Origin of the sequence: Roseovarius faecimaris, assembly GCF_009762325.1 — a bacterium.
In the GTDB taxonomy this organism is placed as follows: domain Bacteria; phylum Pseudomonadota; class Alphaproteobacteria; order Rhodobacterales; family Rhodobacteraceae; genus Roseovarius; species Roseovarius faecimaris.
The window spans coordinates 3,590,073-3,609,290 of record NZ_CP034348.1 but is presented as its reverse complement, the minus strand read 5'-3'; the positions used below and the strand labels follow the sequence as shown (position 1 = coordinate 3,609,290).

Sequence of the window (19,218 nt, the reverse complement as noted above, 5' to 3'; positions counted from 1 at the left end):
GGCATATGGCAACCTTCAAACTGACACATGTCGAGAAAAAACCCCTGTCCTTCACCCTGCCGGTGCTGGCGGCGGCGGGGGGCATCGCCGGGTTCTTCGTCGGGACGGCGCAGGGTGCCAGCCTTCTGGGGCTGCTGATCGGAGCGGCGCTTCTGGTGGGGCTCGGGTTCCTGTGCATGCAGGTGCTGAGCGCCGAGCAGGAAAAGCTGGCCCGCTGGGCGATCATCGCGCTGTTTGGCGTGCTGGGCGCGACCTTTGGCGGGCTGCCTGGGCTGGTGCTGGGTCTGCTTTCCGGCTGGTTCTTCAGCTGGTTCATCTACTGGATCGGCGAGGGCCGGTATCGCGCCAAGCTGGTGCCGTATCTGACACCCGGTCAGGTGCTCTGGCATTATTCGTTCCGCGTAATCTGTGGCGCGATCTTTACCTTCCTGATCACGCCGATCCTGGTGGTTCTGCCGCTCAGCTTCAACGCGCAGGACTTCTTTACCTTCACGCCCGAGATGTTGCGGTTCGATCCCGAGGGTTACAGCCTCAAGCATTACCGCGACTTCTTCACCAACAATGAATGGCAGCGCAGCTTCAAGAACTCGCTGATCATCGCGCCCATTGCGACGATCATCTCGGTGAGCCTGGGCACGCTGGCGGCCATTGGCCTCAGTCAGAGCCATGTGCCGGGGCGCCGCGCGATCATGGCGGTGCTGATCTCGCCCATGATCGTGCCGCTGATCATCTCGGCCACGGGCATGTTCTTCTTCTACTCGGATATCGGGAATTTCCTGGAAAACTCGGTGGGCCTGGGCAAGAACCTTGTGGGCTATATCAAGGTGATCCTGGCGCATGCGGTGCTGGGCATTCCGTTTGTGATTATCACTGTGACGGCCACGCTGGTGGGCTTTGACCGGTCCCTGACGCGGGCGGCGGCGAATATGGGGGCGGACCCCGTGACCACCTTCTTCCGGGTGCAGATGCCGCTGATCCTGCCGGGGGTGATCTCGGGGGGCTTGTTTGCGTTCATCACGTCGTTTGACGAGGTGGTCGTGGTGCTATTTGTCGGCTCCGCGTCGCAGAAGACGCTGCCGTGGCAGATGTTCACCGGGCTGCGCGAGCAGATTTCACCCACCATTCTGGCGGTTGCCACGATCCTCGTGGTGATGTCGATCCTGCTGCTGACCACGGTCGAGCTGCTGCGTCGCCGGTCAGAACGGCTGCGGGGAATGTCGCCCGGATAAGCCGGGAGATCAGAGATATCAGTTGGCCGGGCCGCAATTGCCCGGCCTTTTTTGTGGCAAGGGTCATGACGGCTCTCTTTGCGCGACAAGCGCGTAGAGAATGGCGAGCACGGAAAGCTGACTGGCGATGACGGCGATCCAGATTTCAGGGAAAGCCGGGTCAAAGTATTTCTGCGGGCCAAAGCTGAGCAGGGCGAAAAGCGCAGCGAGACCGGCCAGGATGTTGCCCATGCGGGTGCCGGTGAGGCGCATGGCGCAAAGGGCCGTGCCGATCGAGACCGCGAGGAAAGGCGGCATCGCGAAAAGCGGGATCACACGTGGCGGGTGCGGGGCGACGTCGAAATAGAGCGAGGCGAGCATGATGCCCTGCACGGTGATCAGCATCAAACAGGCGGCGCCGATACTTTGGGCCTGAGCTGTGTCTTGGGTCATAGGTCTTATCCTTGGGTTGCCGTACCACATGGTACGCCTTGTACCGTACCGATGGGTACGCTAAAGTCAACCCACCCTTTTCAGCAAAGGAGTTCAGCCGTGAAGGATACCGAGCAGGAGGACCGCAGGCGCGAGATTTTATCGCATGGTCTCAGTGTCTTGATCGAAAAGGGCTGGCGCGGGGCGTCGATGATCGCCATTGCCCGCAAGGCCAGCGCGAGTAAGGAGACGCTCTATAACTGGTTTGGGGACAAGGCCGGATTTTTCGGCGCTTTGATTCGGGCAAATGCGACGGCACTGGACAAGGCCTTGCCCGAGGACTTTGCAAGCATGCCGCTGGAGGAGGGGCTGCATGCCTTTGGACGGGAGCTTCTGACACTGGTCTGTGGTGACGCCTCGGTGGCCATCAACCGCGCGGCGATTGCCGATGCAGGGGGCGATGCGACACTGGGCAAGACGCTGATCGGGGAGGGCAAGGCGAAGTCCCTGCCCAAGCTGGCGGCCTGGTTATCGCGGCATATGGAGCTGGACAACCCTACTGAGGCGGCGGAGCGGTTTGTCGTGCTGGTAAAGGGAGAGGCGCAGCTGGAGCGGTTACTGGGCGTGGCCAATCCGCCCTCCGAAAAAGAAATCACCGCGCAGGTGGACCGCGCGGTGAGGGATTTTTTGATGCTGTATCAGCGGTAGGATCAGCTGCGCACCAGCTTCTCGTAATCCTCGGCGATTTGCCGGGTCAGCGCGCCCACCTCGAACGTGTAATCACCGATCTGGCCCACAGGGGTCACTTCCGCAGCGGTGCCGGTCAGCCAGCATTGCTCGAACCCTTCCATCTCTTCAGGCATGATGTGGCGCTCATGCACCTTGATCTGACGATCCTTCAGCATGCCGATCACGGTCTGTCGTGTGAGGCCGTTGAGGAAGCAATCAGGCAGGGGCGTGTGCACTTCGCCATCCTTGACGAAGAAGATATTGGCGCCCGTCGCCTCGGCCACATAGCCGCGGTAATCCATGAAGAGCGCGTCGGAGCAGCCCTTGGCCTCGGCCGCGTGTTTGGAGGTGGTGCAGATCATGTAGAGCCCGGCGGCCTTTGCATGGACCGGGATCGTTTCCGGGCTGGGGCGTTTCCACTTGGAGATATCGAGCTTGGCGCCCTTCATCTTGGCATCGCCGTAATAGGCGCCCCATTCCCAGGCCGCGATGGCCAGGTGCACCGGGTTCCGCGCCGAGGCGACGCCCATATCCTCGCCAGCGCCGCGCCAGGCGACTGCACGCACATAGGCGTCGGTCAGGCCGTTGGCCTCAAGCACCGCCGTTTTGGCCGCTTCGATCTCGTCTACCGAGAAGGGGATAATGAAATCCAGTTCTCCGGCCGAGAAATGCAGACGCTCGGAATGTTCCCGGCTTTTGAAGATCTTGCCGTTATAGGCCCGCTCCCCTTCGAAGACTGACGAAGCGTAGTGCATCGCATGGGTCAGGATATGTACATTGGCCTCGCGCCAGTTAATCAGCTTCCCGTCCATCCAGATGGTGCCGTCGCGATCATCATAGCCAGCCATATCGAGCCTCCTTTTCGGCCTAGCGGTTTTCATATGTTGCGCAAAATATGCCCGATGTGGACATAAAATGTCGCAAAAACTGCGATTCGGTACCAGTTGAACCTTGGAATGTCAACAAAGCTGACGTATTATGACAGATGAAGCGGTGCAAAGTGAACGGGGTGGGGCATGTCAGACGGGCCTGGGGGCGAGGCGCTCCTGTTTCTGACCGATGAGCAGCTGCGTCAGGGCAGCGAGGCGATGTTCTTTGCCTATCGCGGATTCACGGCGGACCCGGACCGTATTCTGGCGACCATGGCCTATGGGCGGGCGCATCACCGTGCGATCCACTTTATCTCGCGTAGCCCCGGCACGACGGTGAACAATCTGCTGAACATCCTCGGTGTGACCAAGCAATCGCTCAACCGCGTCCTGCGCACGCTGGTTGAGGATGGGCTGGTGGAAAGCCGGGTGGGCAAGGCGGATCGTCGTGAACGGCACCTGACCCTGACCGAGGCAGGCGCGGCGCTGGAACGCAAGCTCAGCGATGCACAAAGGGCGCGGATGCGCGCGGCCTACCGCACGGCGGGGCCGGAGGCGGTGGCGGGCTTTCGCAAGGTGCTGGAGGCAATGATGGACCCGGATATGCGTCGGCAATACCATGCGTTGAAAGAAGGTGAGTCATGAGCGACCCAGCCCCCCATCTGCTGATTGTCGATGACGACGAGCGTATTCGCGGCCTCTTGCGCAAGTTCCTTCAGCGCAACGGTTTTCTTGTATCGGTGGCGCGGGATGCGGCGCATGCGCGGTCGGTCCTGTCGGGGCTGGAGTTCGACCTGATTGTCATGGATGTGATGATGCCGGGCGAGGATGGGGTGTCGCTCACCCGGTCCCTGCGGGAGACACTTCAGACGCCGATCCTGCTCCTGACCGCGAAAGGCGAGACGGAGGACCGGATCGAAGGGCTGGAGGCGGGAGCGGATGACTATCTGGCCAAGCCGTTCGAACCCAAGGAGCTTCTCCTGCGGATCAACGCGATCCTGCGGCGGATGCCGGAGCCGGAGCCCGAAAGCGTGACGCCGAAGATGCTGAACCTCGGGCCGGTGCGCTATGACATTGAGCGTGCCGAGTTGCTGATGGGCGACCAGGTGGTGCGGCTGACGGCGACCGAGGTGCAGCTTATGCGCATCTTTTCGGAGCATCTGCGCCAGCCCGTCAGCCGGGGCAAGCTGGTCGAGGAACTGGGCCGTGACAAGGGCCAGGCGCAGGAACGCGCGGTGGATGTGCAGATCACCCGACTGCGCCGCAAGATCGAGGCCGACCCGAAACAGCCGCGCTACCTGCAAACGGTGCGCGGTGAGGGGTATATGCTGGCCCCGGATTGATCCGTGATGAGTACGGTCGCGCAGGTGCCGCCCCCGGCGGGCAGTTTTCTGGACAGGGTGGGCCAGGGCGACGGGGTCTATACCGATTGCTTTGAGGCCGCAATTGCCGGGGATGTGAGCTTTGCCGACTATATCACGGCCTTCTATACGACACCGCTTTTCCGGTGCGAGCGGCTGATCCTCCGCTTTTTTGCAGGGGCGCCATCGACGGATGCAGAGGCGCGGCGGGTCGGGACGGGCGAGGCAGACCGTTTTGCCCTCTGGCATATGGTCGAGCGGGGGGAGAACCAGCTTCTGATGCGGGCGGGGCGGACGTCATCCTGGTTCATGCTGGTGCCCGGTTCAACCGCGCAGGGGATCGGGACAAAGCTGATGTTCGGCAGTGTTGTGATGCCGGTGATCGACCGCAAAACCGGGCAGGCAAGGCTTGGGCTCGGGTTCGAGTCATTGCTTTGGCCGCACATATTCTATTCCCGCCAGTTGCTCTCTGCGGCGCGGCGGCGGTTGCTCCGCGCATAGAATCCTTGAAGTCTGTCTATCTCGGGCGTAGATCATCCGCATGACACGGATTTTCGACATGGATGACCGCGCGCGCCTGCCCTGGCGGTTTTTTGGCGCAGCGCAGACGATACTTGCCCACCTATAGGGTGGCACTCTCTGTCGTACGTTTATTCCAATCAGCTATGGGAGAGGACACATGTCCCCCAAGACACTCTATGACAAGATCTGGGATGCGCATCTGGCTCATGAGGCCGAGGATGGCACCTGCCTTCTTTATATCGACCGTCACCTCGTGCATGAGGTGACCAGCCCGCAGGCCTTTGAAGGGCTGCGCATGGCAGGCCGGACGGTGCGCGCACCGGAGAAAACCATCGCCGTGCCGGACCACAACGTGCCCACCACGCCGGGCCGCGAGGATCCTGCGAACATGACCGAGGACAGCGCCATTCAGGTGGCCGCGCTCGACAAGAATGCCAAGGAGTTTGGCATTCACTATTACCCGGTCAGCGATGTGCGCCAGGGGATCGTGCATATTGTCGGCCCCGAACAGGGCTGGACCCTGCCGGGCATGACCGTGGTTTGCGGCGACAGCCACACCGCGACGCACGGTGCCTTTGGCGCGCTGGCGCACGGGATCGGGACAAGCGAGGTGGAGCATGTGCTGGCCACGCAGACCCTGATCCAGAAGAAATCGAAGAACATGAAGGTGGAGATCACCGGCAAGCTGCGCCCCGGCGTGACGGCGAAGGATATCACCCTGAGTGTGATCGGCGAGACCGGCACGGCAGGCGGCACCGGCTATGTGATCGAATATTGCGGCGAGGCCATTCGCGACCTGTCCATGGAAGGCCGTATGACCGTCTGCAACATGGCGATCGAAGGCGGTGCGCGCGCCGGGCTGATCGCCCCGGATGAGAAGACATTCGAGTATGTGATGGGTCGGCCGCATGCGCCGAAGGGCGCTCAATGGGAAGCGGCCTTGGCCTGGTGGAAAACGCTTTATTCCGATGACGACGCGCATTGGGACAAGGTGATCACGATCAAGGGCGAAGACATCGCCCCGGTTGTGACCTGGGGCACGTCGCCCGAGGATGTTCTGCCGATCACCGCCAATGTCCCCAGCCCCGACGATTTCGAAGGCGGCAAAGTGGGTGCCGCGCAACGCTCGCTCGATTACATGGGCCTGACCCCCGGCACACCGCTGAGCGAGATCGAGATCGACACGGTCTTTATCGGCTCCTGCACCAACGGGCGGATCGAAGACCTTCGCGCCGCGGCCGAGATCCTGAAGGGCAAGAAGATCAAGGTGAAACGCGCCATGGTCGTGCCCGGCTCGGGCCTTGTGCGGGCGCAGGCCGAGGAAGAAGGGCTTGCCGATATCTTCCGCGAGGCGGGCTTTGAGTGGCGGCTTGCCGGCTGCTCCATGTGCCTGGCGATGAACCCCGATCAGCTCTCTGAAGGGGAGCGGTGCGCCTCAACCTCAAACCGCAACTTCGAGGGGCGTCAGGGCTATAAGGGCCGGACCCATCTGGTGAGCCCAGGAATGGCGGCGGCGGCGGCGATCACGGGCAAACTGACCGATGTGCGGGAGTTGATGTAATGGACAAGTTTGAAACACTCACCGGGATCGCGGCACCGATGCCGCTGGTGAATATCGACACCGATATGATCATCCCCAAGCAGTTCCTGAAGACGATCAAGCGCTCGGGGCTGGGCGTGAACCTGTTTGACGAGATGCGCTATGACCGGCAGGGCAACGAGATCTCCGATTTCGTGCTGAACCAGCCGCAATATCGCGAGGCCGAGATCCTTGTGGCCGGAGACAATTTCGGCTGTGGATCGAGCCGGGAGCACGCGCCCTGGGCGATCAAGGATTTCGGCATCCGCTGTGTCATCGCGCCCAGCTTTGCCGATATCTTCTACAACAACTGCTTCAAGAACGGCATCCTGCCGGTGGCACTGCCGCAAGAGCAGGTCGATGTGCTGATGAAGGACGCCGAGAAGGGCGCCAATGCGCGGATGACCGTGGACCTTGAGGCGCAGACGATCACCACATCGGACGGCGAGGTGTTTTCCTTCGAGGTGGACGCGTTCAAGAAACGCTGCCTTATGGAAGGGCTTGACGATATCGGCCTGACGATGGAGAAAGCCGCGGCGATCGATAGTTTCGAGAGTCGGGCCAGCGCCGAGCGGCCCTGGGTCTGAGCGAAGGTTCGCCAACGCACCGCGCGGGCCCTCTCGCGCGGTGCCATTGTGGCAAAGGACAAGCCGCAAATCGGAAACAAACCATTTTCCAGCCCTGTCCAAATTTTTGACGCGGGTACCCTTTGAACCCCAACATCTTGTGTTGACACACAAGGCCGTCAAAATCTTGTGCCGGAAATGATGCATTCCCGCACCACTATCCCCATGAATTTGCCGCAAATTTTAAGTCTTCTTAACCAAGTTCTTGAGCTGCTTGGTGAAAGAGGGCAAAAATTGGGCAAGAATGAGGCACACCGCCACAATGTGCGGGATCAAGTTGGGACAATGATGCAGCATCGTACTGCGTCAGACCAGGTTGAAGGGAAAAGAGCAGTGTTTTCACAGCTGACCGGCGCGCTGGTGCGTGCGTTTTTTGTCGCGTTGCTGGTGTTGACGCCATCGCTGCTTTTGTCGTCGCCCGGTTCGGATTCCGAGCAGTTTGTGGTGATCCTGGCCCTGATTGCCGCCTCAATGACCTTTATGGAATATTACGGTCGGTCTCCGAGCATCATCGAATTCCGCTTTGCCCCGCCTTATAACCGGCTGAAATTCGGCGGTCTTGCCATTTCTATTCTGCTGATCACGCTGATTTGCCGTCAGAATGTCGCGCCGAGCGATATGGGGTTTCTGCTGAGCAAGCTGGGCAGTGATCTGGGGGCCGCGATCGACTTTCCCTACTCGCCGGTGCGCCTGATGGTGCTGATGCTGCCGCCGGACGCCTCGCCTCAGCTTGTGGAACTGGTGCGCACGGCGTCGGGCATTGCCTATATGGCATCGCTCACCATGATGTTCCTGTTTCTGACCTTTGTCCGGCTTCTGGGCTGGCCCACGCGCACAGGTGCGTTCAATGTCTGGATGAACATGCCGCTGTTCGACCCTACAGGGGGCGGTGACGTTCTGGCGCGGCTGAAACGCGATGCCGGGCTAAACATTGTAATTGGGGCGCTTCTGCCGTTTATCATACCGGCAGCGGTCAAGGCCGCATCTGCCATCGTCGACCCGGTTTCGATGGGCAATCCGCAAACCCTGGTCTGGACGGTGACAGCATGGGCATTTCTTCCGGCAAGCATGTTGATGCGCGGCATCGCGATGAGCCGCCTTGCCAGCCTGATCGAGGACAAGCGCAGGCGCGCCTATGCCAATGCCGGTGTTGCTGGCTTCCAGCAAGTTTAGCTTTTCTTGCCTTTATTGTGGGGCTTTTGGCCCCGGTGCCGGGATCGGCGGAGCGTCTGCGCGTGGCCACCTATCATGCCGAGCTGTCCCGTGACGGGCCCGGGCTGTTGCTGCGTGACATCCTGAAGGGGGATGATCCGCAGTTGCTTGCGTTTCGGGCGGTCCTGGCCGAAACCTCGCCGGATATCCTTTTGGTGCAGGGGGTGGATTACGATCATGGTCAGGCGACCCTGGCCGCCTTGCAAAGCTGGCTGCGGGACGGCGGGGTGGAGTACCCCTATGCCTTTTCTCTGCCGCCAAATGCCGGGGTTCCCACCGGGCTGGACATGGATGGTGACGGCCGTCTGGGGGAACCTGAGGACAATCAGGGTTTTGGCCGTTTCTATGGTGAGGGCGGCATGGCGCTTTTGTCGCGTTACCCGATCGGTGCCGACATGGCGCGGGATTTCAGCGGCCTTCTCTGGGCCGATCTGCCGGGTGCGCTGCTACCGCAGCGTGACGGTGCGCCATTCCCGTCGGCCGAGGCGCAGGCGGTTTTGCGGCTCGCCTCGGTTGCGCATTGGATGGTGCCGGTCGAAACCCCGTCAGGTCCGCTCGTGCTGATGGCCTTTCATGCGGCGCCGCCGGTGTTTGACGGGGTGGAGGACCGCAACGGCAGACGCAACCACGATCAGCTCATCTTCTGGCGGCATCTTCTCGACGGAGCGTTCGGCGCCGTGCCGGAGCCGCCTTTCGTGCTGATCGGCAATGCCAATCTCGACCCGGAAGATGGCGACGGACGGCGCGAGGCGATCCGCGCGTTGCTTACCGATCCGCGCCTGCAAGACCCGGAGCCTGCGCGCCCGCGGGGGCCGCTGGCCGATCATCCCGGCCATGCAGGTGATCCACGGCTTGACACGGTGGCCTGGCCTGCGCCTGACCCCGGGCACCGCCGGGTGAGCTATGTCCTGCCATCGGCAGAGATCGTGGTGCGGGGCGCGGGGGTCTATTGGCCACCCAAGGGCGACCCGGCGGCGGAACTGGCGGCAACGGCCAGCCGACACCGGCTTGTCTGGGTGGATATGAGCCTCAATTAGGGCGGAAGCGCGGACGCCGAACCGGGCCTGCCCCGAAGGTCAGAACACCGTGGCGAGATGCTCGGGCACATGGGTGCTGGTGCGGAAGAACCGGGCCTGACGCGGGCGCACGCGGACGGGGCCATCTTCGGTGCGGAACATGGTCTTTTCCAGAACATCATGACACCGCGCCACGGCCTGTTCGAACGGCAGGTGCTCTCCGTCTTCAAGAATACCGAGAGTGCGCCGATACGCGACTTCCTTGCCGCGCACCCAGTCCTTTAGCCCGGCAACCCTGTGATCGGCGCGGTGTCTGTCGGCCGTGCGGGCTGCTTCGCGGATGTCGTCGCGCAGGGCCTGTTTGCGGAGGGTCCGCAGGGTGCCGTTGGCGTATTGCAGGTGGAACAGCACCAGTTCGTCACTGTGCTGCCAGTCTTCATTCATGCCATGCGCGCCGGGGGTAAACTGACCGGGTGTGCGGATCACGCAGGGTTTGGAATAGCGTGAGGAGAAAACGCAGCCCTGGGTCTGTTGAAGGACGGGTCTGGTTTCGTCGAATTCGTCCCCGCCCAGCACTTCGAAGCCGATGGCGCCGGCCCTGCCGGGCAGGCCGTGATCGGAAATGACATTCGCCAGCTCGCCGGGTTTGCGGTGCGCAACGATGATCTCGTCCACGTCGGTGCAGATGACGGCCGAATAATGTCGCTTGAGCATCGCGGTATAGTCCGACAGCATCCGCCAGCGTTGCGCGTCAAAATCGGGGAACATGCCATTGCGCGGCACCCGGATCAGGTTGGCGCCCGCGCACATCTCTTCGTGCTGTTCGTCATACCCATGCCCAAGCACATAGAGGTTCTCGCGTCCGAATTGCTTGCTGTAATAGTCCAGCCAAAGCTTCAGGAACCAGTAATCCTGATATACCATCGTTACCGCCGCGAAGCGTTCCATCCTGCCACCTTGTCTGCTCGGTCTTTTTTCTCAGCAGTATATCGGGGTTGAAGCAGGAATGAATCCCCTAAATTCCGGTGCCGACCGCGTTTGTCATGACAGTCGCAATCTGGCACCGGGCAGTGGAGGTTTGCCGCTGTGTTTCAGCCTGTCGCGAAGGACATATTGCGCGACCTGAACGAGCGCGTCCTCCAGCGGCGTATCGCGATATGCCGGGCAGAGATCGCGCAGCTTGTCACCGGAGAGCCGGTGCGCTGTGTCCCACAGATAGCGCATTTCGATAAGGTGCCGCGCCATCGGCCAGAGCGGGCGCGCCAGATGAAGCGGCCACCACGGCATCGACCGTGTACAGACCGGCAGGCCGGTGGCCGCGCTCAGCGCCTGGGCAAGCTCGGCCCCGGTGAGGGTGTAGCCTTCGAAACAGACCTCTTCGATCGGCGCGAGATCGGCCCGTGCCTCGGCAAGATGAACGGCGACCTGTGCCATATCGGGCAGCCATGCCCAGCTATGCGGCGCATCAAGGCGGCCCGGATAGGAGATATGTCCTTTGTGCAGAGGCTGAAGAATAACTTTGTCGAGCCAGCTATCGGTACTCTCGGTGTCGATGAAATCGCCCGCGCGTAGAAAAACGGTGCGCACCCCGCTTTCACGATAGAGCGTTTCCACCTCGATGCGCAAACGGCCCATGGGGTTTTGGGCCTCATGCGGGGTATCCGGCCCCCAGGGCAAAGGGGCATCCGGCGCGTAGACATAGACATTGCAGGGCAGGATCACGGTGCTGCCACTGGCCTTGGCGGCGGCGATAATCCGGCGGTGAAGCGGCAGGAGCTGTTCGGCCCAGTCGGTGTAGGCTGGGTTCCAGGCCGCGATGATCACATCCGCGTTCCGAGCGGATTGCATCAGGTCGTCATGTTGGCGATCGAAGGCCCTGATCGACCATCCGGCGTTCCAGAACGCATCTGCGGCATGGCGGCCAAAGCGGCCGGACGCGCCGAGGATCAATACCGATTTACGCATGAGAAAACCCTTTTCAAATCTGCTGATGGCCTGACATTAGCTATTCTTTTGGGAATGCGAATTGCCAATTTTGGTGCATATGTTATGCAAAAATGCATGGCAAAAACCTTTGAAGATATCGACTGGGCGTTGATTCGCAGTTTTCTGGCGGTGGCCGAGACGGGCTCTCTCTCGGCGGCGGCGCGGCAGCTTGGCGCGAGCCAGCCAACGCTGGGCCGTCAGATCAGGCAGCTTGAAGACAGGTTGCAGCAGGTGCTGTTTCAGCGGCAACCGAAGGGCCTGGTTCTGACCGAGAACGGGGCGGCGCTGATCGGACCCGCACAGCGGATGCGCGCGGCGATGCATGATGTGACGCTGACAGCCGCCGGGTTGCAGACCGGGTTGAGCGGCTCGGTGCGGATCACCGCAAGCGAAACTGTTTCGCTTTATATTCTGCCCGGGATTCTCGCGAAGCTGCGGCGGGAACAGCCCAGTATCCAGATCGACATCGTGTCGACCGACAGCACCGAGAACCTGCTGTTTCGCGAGGCTGATATTGCGCTGCGGATGTATCGGCCCGAACAGGTGGAGCTGGTGGCCAAGAAGCTGGGGGAATTCCGGTTCGGGCTTTATGCCAGCCGGGAATACCTCGACCGGGCCGGATGGCCCGGCTCGGTGGCGGAGCTGCTCAAGCATCCCCTTATCGGCTATGACCGCAACGAAGAGATCCTCAGGGGCATGATCGAACGCGGCCTGCCCGCCAAGCGCGAGTGGTTTGCCCTGCGCTGTGACAGCAACCCGGTGAACTGGGAACTGGTGCGCGCGGGCTGCGGGGTCGGGTTTGGGCTGTCATGTAACGCGGACGGGGATGACAGCATCGTGCATCTTGATATTCCGCTCGATCTGCCGACCTTGCCGGTCTGGCTGGTGACGCATCAATCCCTGCGCCATACGCCGCGTATTTCTGCCGTCTGGGCCGCACTGGAAGAGGGCCTGGCCCCGCACCTTTCTTGACCATCCCGCGCCCTCACGCTAGGGCAGCGCAACAGAGTTTCACCACGAAGGACGCGAGCCATGGCCAACCCCTCCATTCTTATTCTGCCCGGTGACGGGATCGGTGCCGAAGTGATGGTAGAAGTGCGCAAGATCATCGACTGGTTCGGCGCCAATCGCGGGCTTGAGTTCGACGTGAGCGAGGACCTTGTCGGCGGCGCGGCCTATGACAAGCACGGCACCCCGCTGCATGACGACACGATGGCCAAGGCGCAGGAGGTGGACGCGGTTCTGCTGGGCGCCGTGGGCGGGCCGAAATACGACAATCTGGACTTCTCGGTGAAGCCCGAGCGCGGTCTCTTGCGCCTGCGCAAGGAGATGGACCTTTTCGCCAACCTGCGCCCGGCACAATGCTTTGACGCGCTGGCCGATTTCTCGTCGCTGAAAAAAGACGTGGTGGCGGGCCTGGATATCGTGATCGTACGCGAACTGACTTCGGGCGTCTATTTCGGTGAACCGCGCGGCATCTTCGAAGAAGGTAATGAGCGTGTCGGCATCAATACCCAGCGCTATACCGAAAGCGAGATCGACCGTGCGGCACGGGCGGCGTTCGAGCTGGCCCGGAAGCGGAATAACAAGGTCTGCTCGATGGAGAAGGCCAATGTGATGGAAAGCGGCATCCTGTGGCGCGAGGTCGTGCAGAAGGTGCATGACGAGGATTACCCGGATGTCGAGCTGAGCCATATGTATGCCGACAATGGCGCGATGCAGCTTGTGCGCGCGCCCAAGCAATTCGATGTGATCCTGACCGATAACCTCTTTGGCGATATCCTGTCGGATTGTGCCGCGATGCTGACCGGATCGCTTGGCATGCTGCCCTCCGCCAGCCTTGGCGCGCCGATGGCCAATGGTCGGCCCAAGGCGCTGTATGAGCCGGTGCACGGCTCGGCCCCGGATATTGCCGGGCAGGGCAAGGCCAACCCGATCGCCTGTATCCTCAGCTTTGCCATGGCGCTGCGCTACAGCTTCGATCAGGGCGACGAGGCCACCCGCCTTGAAGAGGCGGTCGAGAAAGTGCTGGCCGATGGGGCGCGCACGGCGGACCTGATGGGCCCCGAGGGCGGCGTACCGCTCAGCACCTCCGAGATGGGCGATGCGATCGTGGCGGCCCTGGGCGAGAGCGTTTAACGGCAAACTCAGAGATCACCTAGTCAGGTTATCCTGACTCGCAAGCAGACACCGGCCCTCCCAAGTCTTGAGCAGTGCTCATGTTTTGGGAGGGCCTTTCTTATGTCATTGAAGATGTCCATTGCCGGGCTTGCCGGTGTTCTCGCGCTCAGCGCCTGCGATGTGGCCTATCCGGTCACCGTGATCGGCGAGAACGGGATGATGTTCCGCGGTTCGGCCACCGATACGTTCCTCGAAGGGGGCAGTTTTCACGCCACCAACGGCCGCGCGGTCTGTTCGGGCACCTACACAAAGGTGCAGGATATCAGCACGGTCAGCTTTCCGGTGGTGTGCAACAACGGGCTGCGCGGGGTGGGGACGGCCTATTTCGAAACACCGACCCGCGGCTCGGGCTTTGTCACCATGTCCGACGGCAGCCGCTGGCAATTCCTGTTCGGCAAGGGCGCGCTGGCGCTTTAGGGGTCAAAGGTACCAGCGGTATTCGCGGGGTGAAATCTCGTCCATGAAATCGGTGAATTCGGCGGACTTCACCGCGTGGTACATCTCCAGATAGTCCGCCCCCAGATAAGCCGGTAACACCTCGGCGCGGGTCAGCTCATCCAGCGCGGCCCAGAGCGTGAGCGGCAGGCTTTCATCCACCTCCGCGCCTGCGTTGCCGGTGTGTTTGTCGCCCGGGTCGAGCTTTTGCGTAAGGCCGTGATGCACCCCTGCCAGCACGGCGGCGGTCACCAGATAGGGGTTAGCCTCGGCCCCTGAGGCGCGATGCTCCAGCCTCCGTGCAGCCCCGGAGTGGCAGGGGGGCAACCTGATGGCGACAGAGCGGTTGTTCTCGCCCCAGTCGCGGGTGACCGGGGTAAACTCATCCGGGCGGAAACGGCGGTAGGTGTTGAGATTGGGCGCAAAGATCGCCATCGCCTCGTGCAGTGTGGCCTGCAGCCCGGCGACAGCATGACCAAGCAGGGCCTCGCCATCGGCGCGGGCCGGGTCGAAGACATTCAGGCCGTTCTCATCCACAAGGCTCAGATGCAGATGCAGCCCGTTCCCCGATTCGCCCGGAAAGGGCTTGGACATGAAGGTGGCGTCATAACCCTGCGCCCGCGCCGTGGCCTGCACTGCGCGGCGCAGCAGGGCGGCATGATCGGCGGCCATGAGCGGGTCGTCCTGATGTTCGAGGTTGATCTCGAACTGGCCAGCGCCATATTCGCTGATCACGGTGGTGACGGGCAGGCCCTGGGCGCGCGCTGTGTCCTGCATGGCTTCAATGATGTGTTCGAATTCATCGAGCTTGGCCAGCGACAACACCTGGCCTTGCGTCTCGCGGCGGCCATGGGTCGGGGCGGCGCAGGGTATGGGCCTGCCATTCTCATCGCGGTGCTTGTCGATCAGGTAGAACTCCAGTTCCAGCGCCAGTACAGGGCGCACCCCCAGAGCCTCGAATTCCGTGCAGACCTTCGACAGAACGCGCCGGGGGTCATACCAGAAAGGCGCGCCGGTCTCGGCATCGGTGAGCTCGCACAGCACCTGCGCGCGCTTCCCACCCGACCAGGGCACCGGTTGCAGCGTGCCCGCCAGTGGGCGCGCCATGCCGTCCGGGTCGCCATTGGAAAACCCGTGGCCCATCGGGTCGGCGGTATTGCCCATCACATCCACAAGCTGCATCGCGGCACAGATCGGCGTGCCGCCCTTGATCATGCTCTCGGCCTGGCTGATCGGCAGTCGCTTGCCAATGGCATTGCCACACAGGTCGATCACGATCGCATCGAGCGTGTCGGCCTGCGGATGCGCCTGGCGGAAGGCGGTAAGGTCGTCGGCGGTGAGATACATCAGCGGGCTCCCTTCGGTTTTGTCCCGATTGAGGCAGGCAGGGATGTCCCTGTCAATCACCGCTGCAAGAGTGCTTGCAAAACCCTGCGGCTTTCTATATCCGCCGACGGCAAGTCGGAGTGTAGCTCAGCCTGGTAGAGCACTGTCTTCGGGAGGCAGGGGCCGGAGGTTCGAATCCTCTCACTCCGACCAATTAAAACAATTGCTTAGCGTGATGCGATCTTCCGAGTTGTCTCGTTTTTGTCTCGGGAATACCGAGACAATGGTTCAATTTCCTTGATTCAAAGCTCGTAATCAGTGGTTAGCAGGTTCCAATCCTGTACGCCTCACCGAGACTTAGCCGAAAATCTCAGAGAATCTAGGTTCACCCGATACGGCCATATCAGTGAGGAAGCTGTGCAAAGCGAACACTGCGACTTGTTGCTGGTAAGTATCAAGGCCTGGTTGATTGAAAATCTGTTCGAGGACTCCAGAAACAAACGTGTTATAAGATTGGTGTCCTCCCCCATGATAGTTTGCCCCAATTCCCAGATCGGAAAAAACGGTATTGTTCGCCGCATTAAGAGCCGAGAGTGCATCCGCGAAGGCGCTGCCGCTTGGCAATGGAATTTTGTTCAGAATGGAATCTTTTCCAAACGGGTTGTTTTCAGCTCCGCCGAAAAGTGTATTTAGCGCATCCCCATAAATTTCGAGCGACGATGTTGGAAAAATGTAATGAATGTGAAACGTAAAATTGGACATTCAGGAACTCCTGGGTAATCTGGAACTATTTGATTTTGGGAAGAAATAGTCGGATTCAATCGTCAAGCAATTTGCACGGCCGGAAACCCAGCTGCGCGCCTTTTATCTGCTCAGATTTGATCGCTTCTTTCAGACGGTCTGAAACGAAAACCCAGTTGCGCAGTTTTTCGTCCATCCATAGGTCAAGATCGTGACCATCTGGAACTTTCAAGATTGGTTTATGTGCCGGTTTGTCAGGATACCAATTGAATAACCCCAGAGTTGTAGGTCTGGCATTTTCCATCTCCTCGGGCTGCGCGAAGGAACGGAATTCCAGCATCTGCATCATGTAATAGTCTTCCGGAAACCTGGTGGTCCGGTCGTAGCCATAGACCGGCATCGCCCGGAAGGCTGTCTGACCAAGATTGAACTGCTGCAGGAGGTCGTAGAAACGTTTTGATATCACGATGATGCCAAGTCGGGTGACGCAAACATCCTTGATGGCCTTGATGACAGTGCCCTGACCCTTCTTGTATTTAACGAACAAGCCGGTCGGCCAATACTTGTCTGGCATGAGTTCTTTTTGGTTGTAATGGTTCTGAATCTCGACATATTCCCGCGGCTCTTCCGCCCAGGTTTCCAGATCCAGCCAGCCCCCTTTGGTCATTGTCGAATGAAACCCGCGGGTCACCCAGACTTTCGGTTTTTTCCTTGCCATAAACGCCTCATCGCCAAACTGCAGCGATGCAAGACGCTGCTGCTTTCTCGACCATTGAGATGCCCCTAGTTTCCTAGACACCTGCCTTTTCGCCTTCGGGAGGCAAGGGTCCTTCTCGGGGCCTTTTTCGATTTCGATGTCTTGACCTCGCCAAAGCCCTGCGGATGATGCGCCCCATGCAAGAACCGCTTTACGTTATCCCCGATATCCACGGTTACAAAGACAAACTTGACGCAGCGCTTGGCCTGATCGAGGCGGAGGGCGGGGTGCAGGCGCGGGTGGTGTTCCTTGGCGATCTCGTGGACCGGGGGCCGGACAGCCGGGGCGTGATCCAGACACTGATCGACGGGATCGCGGAGGGCCGTGACTGGACGGTGATCCGGGGCAATCACGATCAGCTTTTCCTGGAGTTTCTGGACAGCGGACAGATCACATCGCCGAGGCTGCGCGACAGCCTGACCTGGATCTCCAAGACCATGGGCGCACAGGAAACACTGGCCTCTTACGGGATCACCGTGTCGGAAGCAGACCCGAACTGGAACGCGGCGCGGCAGGCGGTGCCGGATGCGCATCGCGCCTTTCTTGCGTCACTACCGCTGACATTGCACACGGAGGACCTGATCCTGGTCCATGCCGGGATCATGCCGGGGGTGCCTCTGGGCTTGCAGACGGCCGAAGACCTGATGTGGATTCGCGAGCCGTTCCTGTCGGACCCGCGGGATCATGGGAAACTGATCGTGCATGGCCATTCTCCTGTGCAATGGCCCGAGCATCACGGCAACCGCGTGGCGCTGGATGGGGGGGCCGGATGGGGCCGTGATCTGCATGTGGCGGTATTCGAGGGGCGCGACTGCTGGCTTTTGTCGACTCATGGGCGGGAAGCGCTGCTGCCGCGGGATGTGACGCTCTGACGCGGAGGGCCCTCGGTCAGAGGGTAACGCTCAGATAACACTGTGAAAAGTGTCATATCAAATCTGCAAATTTGCAAAGTTTTTGAGGACCGGGCGATTTCGTCACCTTGCCTGATACGGCCACGATTCGGTAAGCCGCTGGCAAATCACAGGATCGTAAGAGGACTCTCATGACCGATATCGTACTTCTCGACGGTGCGCGCACCGCAATTGGCACTTTCGGCGGTTCACTCGCCGGGACCCCTCCGACAGCGCTGGGCGCGCATGTGACCAAGGCCGCGCTTGAACGCGCTGGTGTGGAGCCCGGACAGGTTGGCAATGTGGTCTTTGGCCATGTGATCAACACCGAGCCGCGTGACATGTATCTCAGCCGTGTGGCGGCGATGGATGCAGGTATCCCCGATGCGGCGCCTGCGATGAACGTGAACCGGCTCTGTGGCTCGGGCGCGCAGGCCATCGTTTCGGCGGTGCAGTCGCTGCAACTGGGCGACGCCGAGTTTGCCGTGGCCGGTGGGGCCGAGAGCATGAGCCGCTCGCCCTTCATCAACCCTGATCAGCGCTGGGGCGCCAAGATGGGCGACATCCGCACCGTCGATATGATGGTAGGCGCGCTGACCTGCCCGTTCGGCACCGGGCATATGGGCGTCACCGCCGAGAATGTGGCCGCCGAGCACGACATCACCCGCGAGCAGCAGGACGCCTTCGCCGTCGAGAGCCAGAAGCGCGCAGCGGCGGCCATCGAAGCCGGTCATTTCAAATCGCAGATCGCCCCGATCGAGGTGAAGGTAAAGCGCGACATGGTTGCGTTCGACACAGATGAACACCCCAAACCGACCACCATGGAAGCGCTGGCCGGTCTGCGCGCCGTGTTCCAGAAGGACGGCTCGGTGACTGCGGGCAATGCCAGCGGGATCAACGATGGCGCGGCTGCCGTGGTTCTGGCGCAGGCCAGTGCCGCCGAGGCCGCGGGCCTCAAGCCGAGTGCACGGGTTCTGGGCTATGCGCTGGCCGGGGTGCGCCCGCAGGTGATGGGCATCGGCCCGGTGCCTGCCGTGACGCGTCTGTTGGAGAAAACCGGGCTCAAGGTCGAGGATTTCGACGTGATCGAATCGAACGAGGCCTTTGCCGCGCAGGCGCTGGCGGTGAACAAGGGCCTCGGGCTGGACCCGGCCAAGGTGAACCCGAATGGCGGTGCCATTGCACTGGGTCACCCGGTGGGGGCCACGGGTGCGATCCTGACCGTGAAGGCGCTTTATGAGCTGGAGCGGATCGGCGGCAAGAAAGCCCTGATCACCATGTGCATCGGCGGCGGACAGGGCATTGCCCTGGCGATCGAGGCGCTCTGATTCAAAGACTCCGGGGTGCG

Annotated in this window: 21 protein-coding genes and 1 tRNA gene; 15 read left to right on the top strand and 7 right to left on the bottom strand. The window is 61.2% G+C overall.

Translation table 11 applies throughout. From position 1 onward, the window contains the following. The first annotated feature begins 5 nt into the window (after window positions 1-5). Complete coding sequence (locus EI983_RS17995; RefSeq protein ID WP_157708720.1) at window positions 6-1,229, top strand: ABC transporter permease; 1,224 nt, start codon at window positions 6-8, stop codon at window positions 1,227-1,229. Between the two features lie 63 nt (window positions 1,230-1,292). Here the strand turns inward: EI983_RS17995 and EI983_RS17990 are convergent, their stop codons facing one another. Continuing rightward, window positions 1,293-1,661 (bottom strand): hypothetical protein, encoded by a 369-nt coding sequence (locus EI983_RS17990; RefSeq protein ID WP_157708719.1) that lies wholly within the window; start codon window positions 1,659-1,661, stop codon window positions 1,293-1,295. 99 nt (window positions 1,662-1,760) lie between these two features. Between EI983_RS17990 and EI983_RS17985 the strand changes: the two genes are divergently transcribed. Then, on the top strand, window positions 1,761-2,348 hold the full coding sequence (locus EI983_RS17985) for a TetR/AcrR family transcriptional regulator (protein WP_198389338.1): 588 nt from the start codon (window positions 1,761-1,763) through the stop codon (window positions 2,346-2,348). Window positions 2,349-2,350: 2 nt separating this feature from the next. On the opposite strand, the gene EI983_RS17980 is transcribed toward EI983_RS17985, so the two are convergent. Beyond that, on the bottom strand, window positions 2,351-3,217 hold the full coding sequence (locus EI983_RS17980) for a branched-chain amino acid aminotransferase (RefSeq protein WP_157708717.1): 867 nt from the start codon (window positions 3,215-3,217) through the stop codon (window positions 2,351-2,353). Between the two features lie 168 nt (window positions 3,218-3,385). Between EI983_RS17980 and EI983_RS17975 the strand changes: the two genes are divergently transcribed. The 7 genes from EI983_RS17975 to EI983_RS17940 all read left to right on the top strand — a co-directional run bounded on the left by EI983_RS17975 (window position 3,386) and on the right by EI983_RS17940 (window position 9,575). Then, a complete protein-coding gene (locus tag EI983_RS17975) occupies window positions 3,386-3,883 on the top strand; it encodes a MarR family winged helix-turn-helix transcriptional regulator (RefSeq protein WP_157708716.1) in 498 nt (165 codons plus the stop codon). After that, window positions 3,880-4,581, top strand: a complete 702-nt coding sequence (locus EI983_RS17970; RefSeq protein WP_157708715.1) for a response regulator — start codon at window positions 3,880-3,882, stop codon at window positions 4,579-4,581. Before EI983_RS17975 ends, EI983_RS17970 begins: the two co-directional genes overlap by 4 nt. Window positions 4,582-4,587: 6 nt before the next feature. Then, a complete protein-coding gene (locus EI983_RS17965) occupies window positions 4,588-5,100 on the top strand; it encodes a hypothetical protein (protein ID WP_157708714.1) in 513 nt (170 codons plus the stop codon). A gap of 178 nt (window positions 5,101-5,278) precedes the next feature. Further along, window positions 5,279-6,682, top strand: coding sequence for a 3-isopropylmalate dehydratase large subunit (gene leuC / locus EI983_RS17955; RefSeq protein ID WP_157708713.1), 1,404 nt, complete (start codon window positions 5,279-5,281; stop codon window positions 6,680-6,682). Continuing rightward, window positions 6,682-7,287 carry a 3-isopropylmalate dehydratase small subunit gene (gene leuD, locus EI983_RS17950; protein WP_157708712.1) on the top strand — a complete coding sequence of 202 codons (606 nt, stop codon included), beginning with the start codon at window positions 6,682-6,684 and terminating at the stop codon, window positions 7,285-7,287. The genes leuC and leuD overlap by 1 nt, the downstream gene beginning before the upstream one ends. 177 nt (window positions 7,288-7,464) lie before the next feature. Further along, window positions 7,465-8,499, top strand: coding sequence for a hypothetical protein (locus tag EI983_RS17945; protein ID WP_343038615.1), 1,035 nt, complete (start codon window positions 7,465-7,467; stop codon window positions 8,497-8,499). 62 nt (window positions 8,500-8,561) lie between these two features. Beyond that, a complete protein-coding gene (locus tag EI983_RS17940) occupies window positions 8,562-9,575 on the top strand; it encodes an endonuclease/exonuclease/phosphatase family protein (RefSeq protein WP_246162226.1) in 1,014 nt (337 codons plus the stop codon). A 39-nt stretch (window positions 9,576-9,614) separates the two neighbouring features. On the opposite strand, the gene EI983_RS17935 is transcribed toward EI983_RS17940, so the two are convergent. Then, window positions 9,615-10,502: a hypothetical protein gene (locus EI983_RS17935; RefSeq protein ID WP_157708710.1), complete on the bottom strand. Its 888-nt coding sequence runs from the start codon at window positions 10,500-10,502 to the stop codon at window positions 9,615-9,617. Between the two features lie 93 nt (window positions 10,503-10,595). Next, entirely contained in the window at window positions 10,596-11,519 is a 924-nt protein-coding gene (locus tag EI983_RS17930) for a Rossmann-fold NAD(P)-binding domain-containing protein (RefSeq protein WP_198389337.1), read from the bottom strand. A gap of 96 nt (window positions 11,520-11,615) precedes the next feature. Here EI983_RS17930 and EI983_RS17925 point away from each other — a divergent pair, with 96 nt between their 5' ends. The 3 genes from EI983_RS17925 (at window position 11,616) to EI983_RS17915 (ending at window position 14,138) form a co-directional block, all read left to right on the top strand. Then, complete coding sequence (locus EI983_RS17925; RefSeq protein ID WP_157708709.1) at window positions 11,616-12,512, top strand: LysR family transcriptional regulator; 897 nt, start codon at window positions 11,616-11,618, stop codon at window positions 12,510-12,512. A 60-nt stretch (window positions 12,513-12,572) separates the two neighbouring features. Continuing rightward, window positions 12,573-13,679: a 3-isopropylmalate dehydrogenase gene (gene leuB / locus EI983_RS17920; RefSeq protein WP_157708708.1), complete on the top strand. Its 1,107-nt coding sequence runs from the start codon at window positions 12,573-12,575 to the stop codon at window positions 13,677-13,679. 102 nt (window positions 13,680-13,781) lie between these two features. Next, the gene (locus EI983_RS17915) at window positions 13,782-14,138 is read left to right on the top strand and encodes a hypothetical protein (protein ID WP_157708707.1); all 357 of its coding nucleotides are present in this window, start codon (window positions 13,782-13,784) and stop codon (window positions 14,136-14,138) included. Between the two features lie 3 nt (window positions 14,139-14,141). Here EI983_RS17915 and EI983_RS17910 read toward each other — a convergent pair whose 3' ends face one another. Next, window positions 14,142-15,503 (bottom strand): glutamine synthetase family protein, encoded by a 1,362-nt coding sequence (locus EI983_RS17910; RefSeq protein WP_157708706.1) that lies wholly within the window; start codon window positions 15,501-15,503, stop codon window positions 14,142-14,144. A gap of 115 nt (window positions 15,504-15,618) precedes the next feature. Here EI983_RS17910 and EI983_RS17905 point away from each other — a divergent pair. After that, window positions 15,619-15,695, top strand: a tRNA-Pro gene (locus EI983_RS17905). Between the two features lie 144 nt (window positions 15,696-15,839). Here the strand turns inward: EI983_RS17905 and EI983_RS17900 are convergent. Continuing rightward, complete coding sequence (locus EI983_RS17900) at window positions 15,840-16,244, bottom strand: hypothetical protein (protein WP_157708705.1); 405 nt, start codon at window positions 16,242-16,244, stop codon at window positions 15,840-15,842. Window positions 16,245-16,299: 55 nt separating this feature from the next. Beyond that, entirely contained in the window at window positions 16,300-17,022 is a 723-nt protein-coding gene (locus tag EI983_RS17895; RefSeq protein WP_157708704.1) for an imm11 family protein, read from the bottom strand. A 95-nt stretch (window positions 17,023-17,117) separates the two neighbouring features. Here EI983_RS17895 and EI983_RS17890 point away from each other — a divergent pair, with 95 nt between their 5' ends. Together EI983_RS17890 and EI983_RS17885 are read left to right on the top strand one after the other, a co-directional pair. Then, window positions 17,118-17,852, top strand: coding sequence for a metallophosphoesterase family protein (locus EI983_RS17890; RefSeq protein WP_157708703.1), 735 nt, complete (start codon window positions 17,118-17,120; stop codon window positions 17,850-17,852). A 170-nt stretch (window positions 17,853-18,022) separates the two neighbouring features. Next, a complete protein-coding gene (locus tag EI983_RS17885) occupies window positions 18,023-19,198 on the top strand; it encodes an acetyl-CoA C-acyltransferase family protein (protein ID WP_157708702.1) in 1,176 nt (391 codons plus the stop codon). The last annotated feature ends 20 nt before the right edge of the window (window positions 19,199-19,218 follow it).

What these genes read in the sequence shown, in the direction of transcription:
- EI983_RS17995 (WP_157708720.1), top strand. Translation starts at nt 6, where the DNA reads ATGGCAACCTTCAAACTGACACATGTCGAGAAAAAACCCCTGTCCTTC.
- EI983_RS17990 (WP_157708719.1), bottom strand. Translation starts at nt 1,661, where the DNA reads ATGACCCAAGACACAGCTCAGGCCCAAAGTATCGGCGCCGCCTGTTTG.
- EI983_RS17980 (WP_157708717.1), bottom strand. Translation starts at nt 3,217, where the DNA reads ATGGCTGGCTATGATGATCGCGACGGCACCATCTGGATGGACGGGAAG.
- EI983_RS17975 (WP_157708716.1), top strand. Translation starts at nt 3,386, where the DNA reads ATGTCAGACGGGCCTGGGGGCGAGGCGCTCCTGTTTCTGACCGATGAG.
- EI983_RS17970 (WP_157708715.1), top strand. Translation starts at nt 3,880, where the DNA reads ATGAGCGACCCAGCCCCCCATCTGCTGATTGTCGATGACGACGAGCGT.
- EI983_RS17965 (WP_157708714.1), top strand. Translation starts at nt 4,588, where the DNA reads ATGAGTACGGTCGCGCAGGTGCCGCCCCCGGCGGGCAGTTTTCTGGAC.
- leuC (WP_157708713.1), top strand. Translation starts at nt 5,279, where the DNA reads ATGTCCCCCAAGACACTCTATGACAAGATCTGGGATGCGCATCTGGCT.
- leuD (WP_157708712.1), top strand. Translation starts at nt 6,682, where the DNA reads ATGGACAAGTTTGAAACACTCACCGGGATCGCGGCACCGATGCCGCTG.
- EI983_RS17945 (WP_343038615.1), top strand. Translation starts at nt 7,465, where the DNA reads ATGATGCATTCCCGCACCACTATCCCCATGAATTTGCCGCAAATTTTA.
- EI983_RS17935 (WP_157708710.1), bottom strand. Translation starts at nt 10,502, where the DNA reads ATGGAACGCTTCGCGGCGGTAACGATGGTATATCAGGATTACTGGTTC.
- EI983_RS17930 (WP_198389337.1), bottom strand. Translation starts at nt 11,519, where the DNA reads ATGCGTAAATCGGTATTGATCCTCGGCGCGTCCGGCCGCTTTGGCCGC.
- EI983_RS17925 (WP_157708709.1), top strand. Translation starts at nt 11,616, where the DNA reads ATGGCAAAAACCTTTGAAGATATCGACTGGGCGTTGATTCGCAGTTTT.
- leuB (WP_157708708.1), top strand. Translation starts at nt 12,573, where the DNA reads ATGGCCAACCCCTCCATTCTTATTCTGCCCGGTGACGGGATCGGTGCC.
- EI983_RS17915 (WP_157708707.1), top strand. Translation starts at nt 13,782, where the DNA reads ATGTCATTGAAGATGTCCATTGCCGGGCTTGCCGGTGTTCTCGCGCTC.
- EI983_RS17910 (WP_157708706.1), bottom strand. Translation starts at nt 15,503, where the DNA reads ATGTATCTCACCGCCGACGACCTTACCGCCTTCCGCCAGGCGCATCCG.
- EI983_RS17900 (WP_157708705.1), bottom strand. Translation starts at nt 16,244, where the DNA reads ATGTCCAATTTTACGTTTCACATTCATTACATTTTTCCAACATCGTCG.
- EI983_RS17890 (WP_157708703.1), top strand. Translation starts at nt 17,118, where the DNA reads ATGCAAGAACCGCTTTACGTTATCCCCGATATCCACGGTTACAAAGAC.
- EI983_RS17885 (WP_157708702.1), top strand. Translation starts at nt 18,023, where the DNA reads ATGACCGATATCGTACTTCTCGACGGTGCGCGCACCGCAATTGGCACT.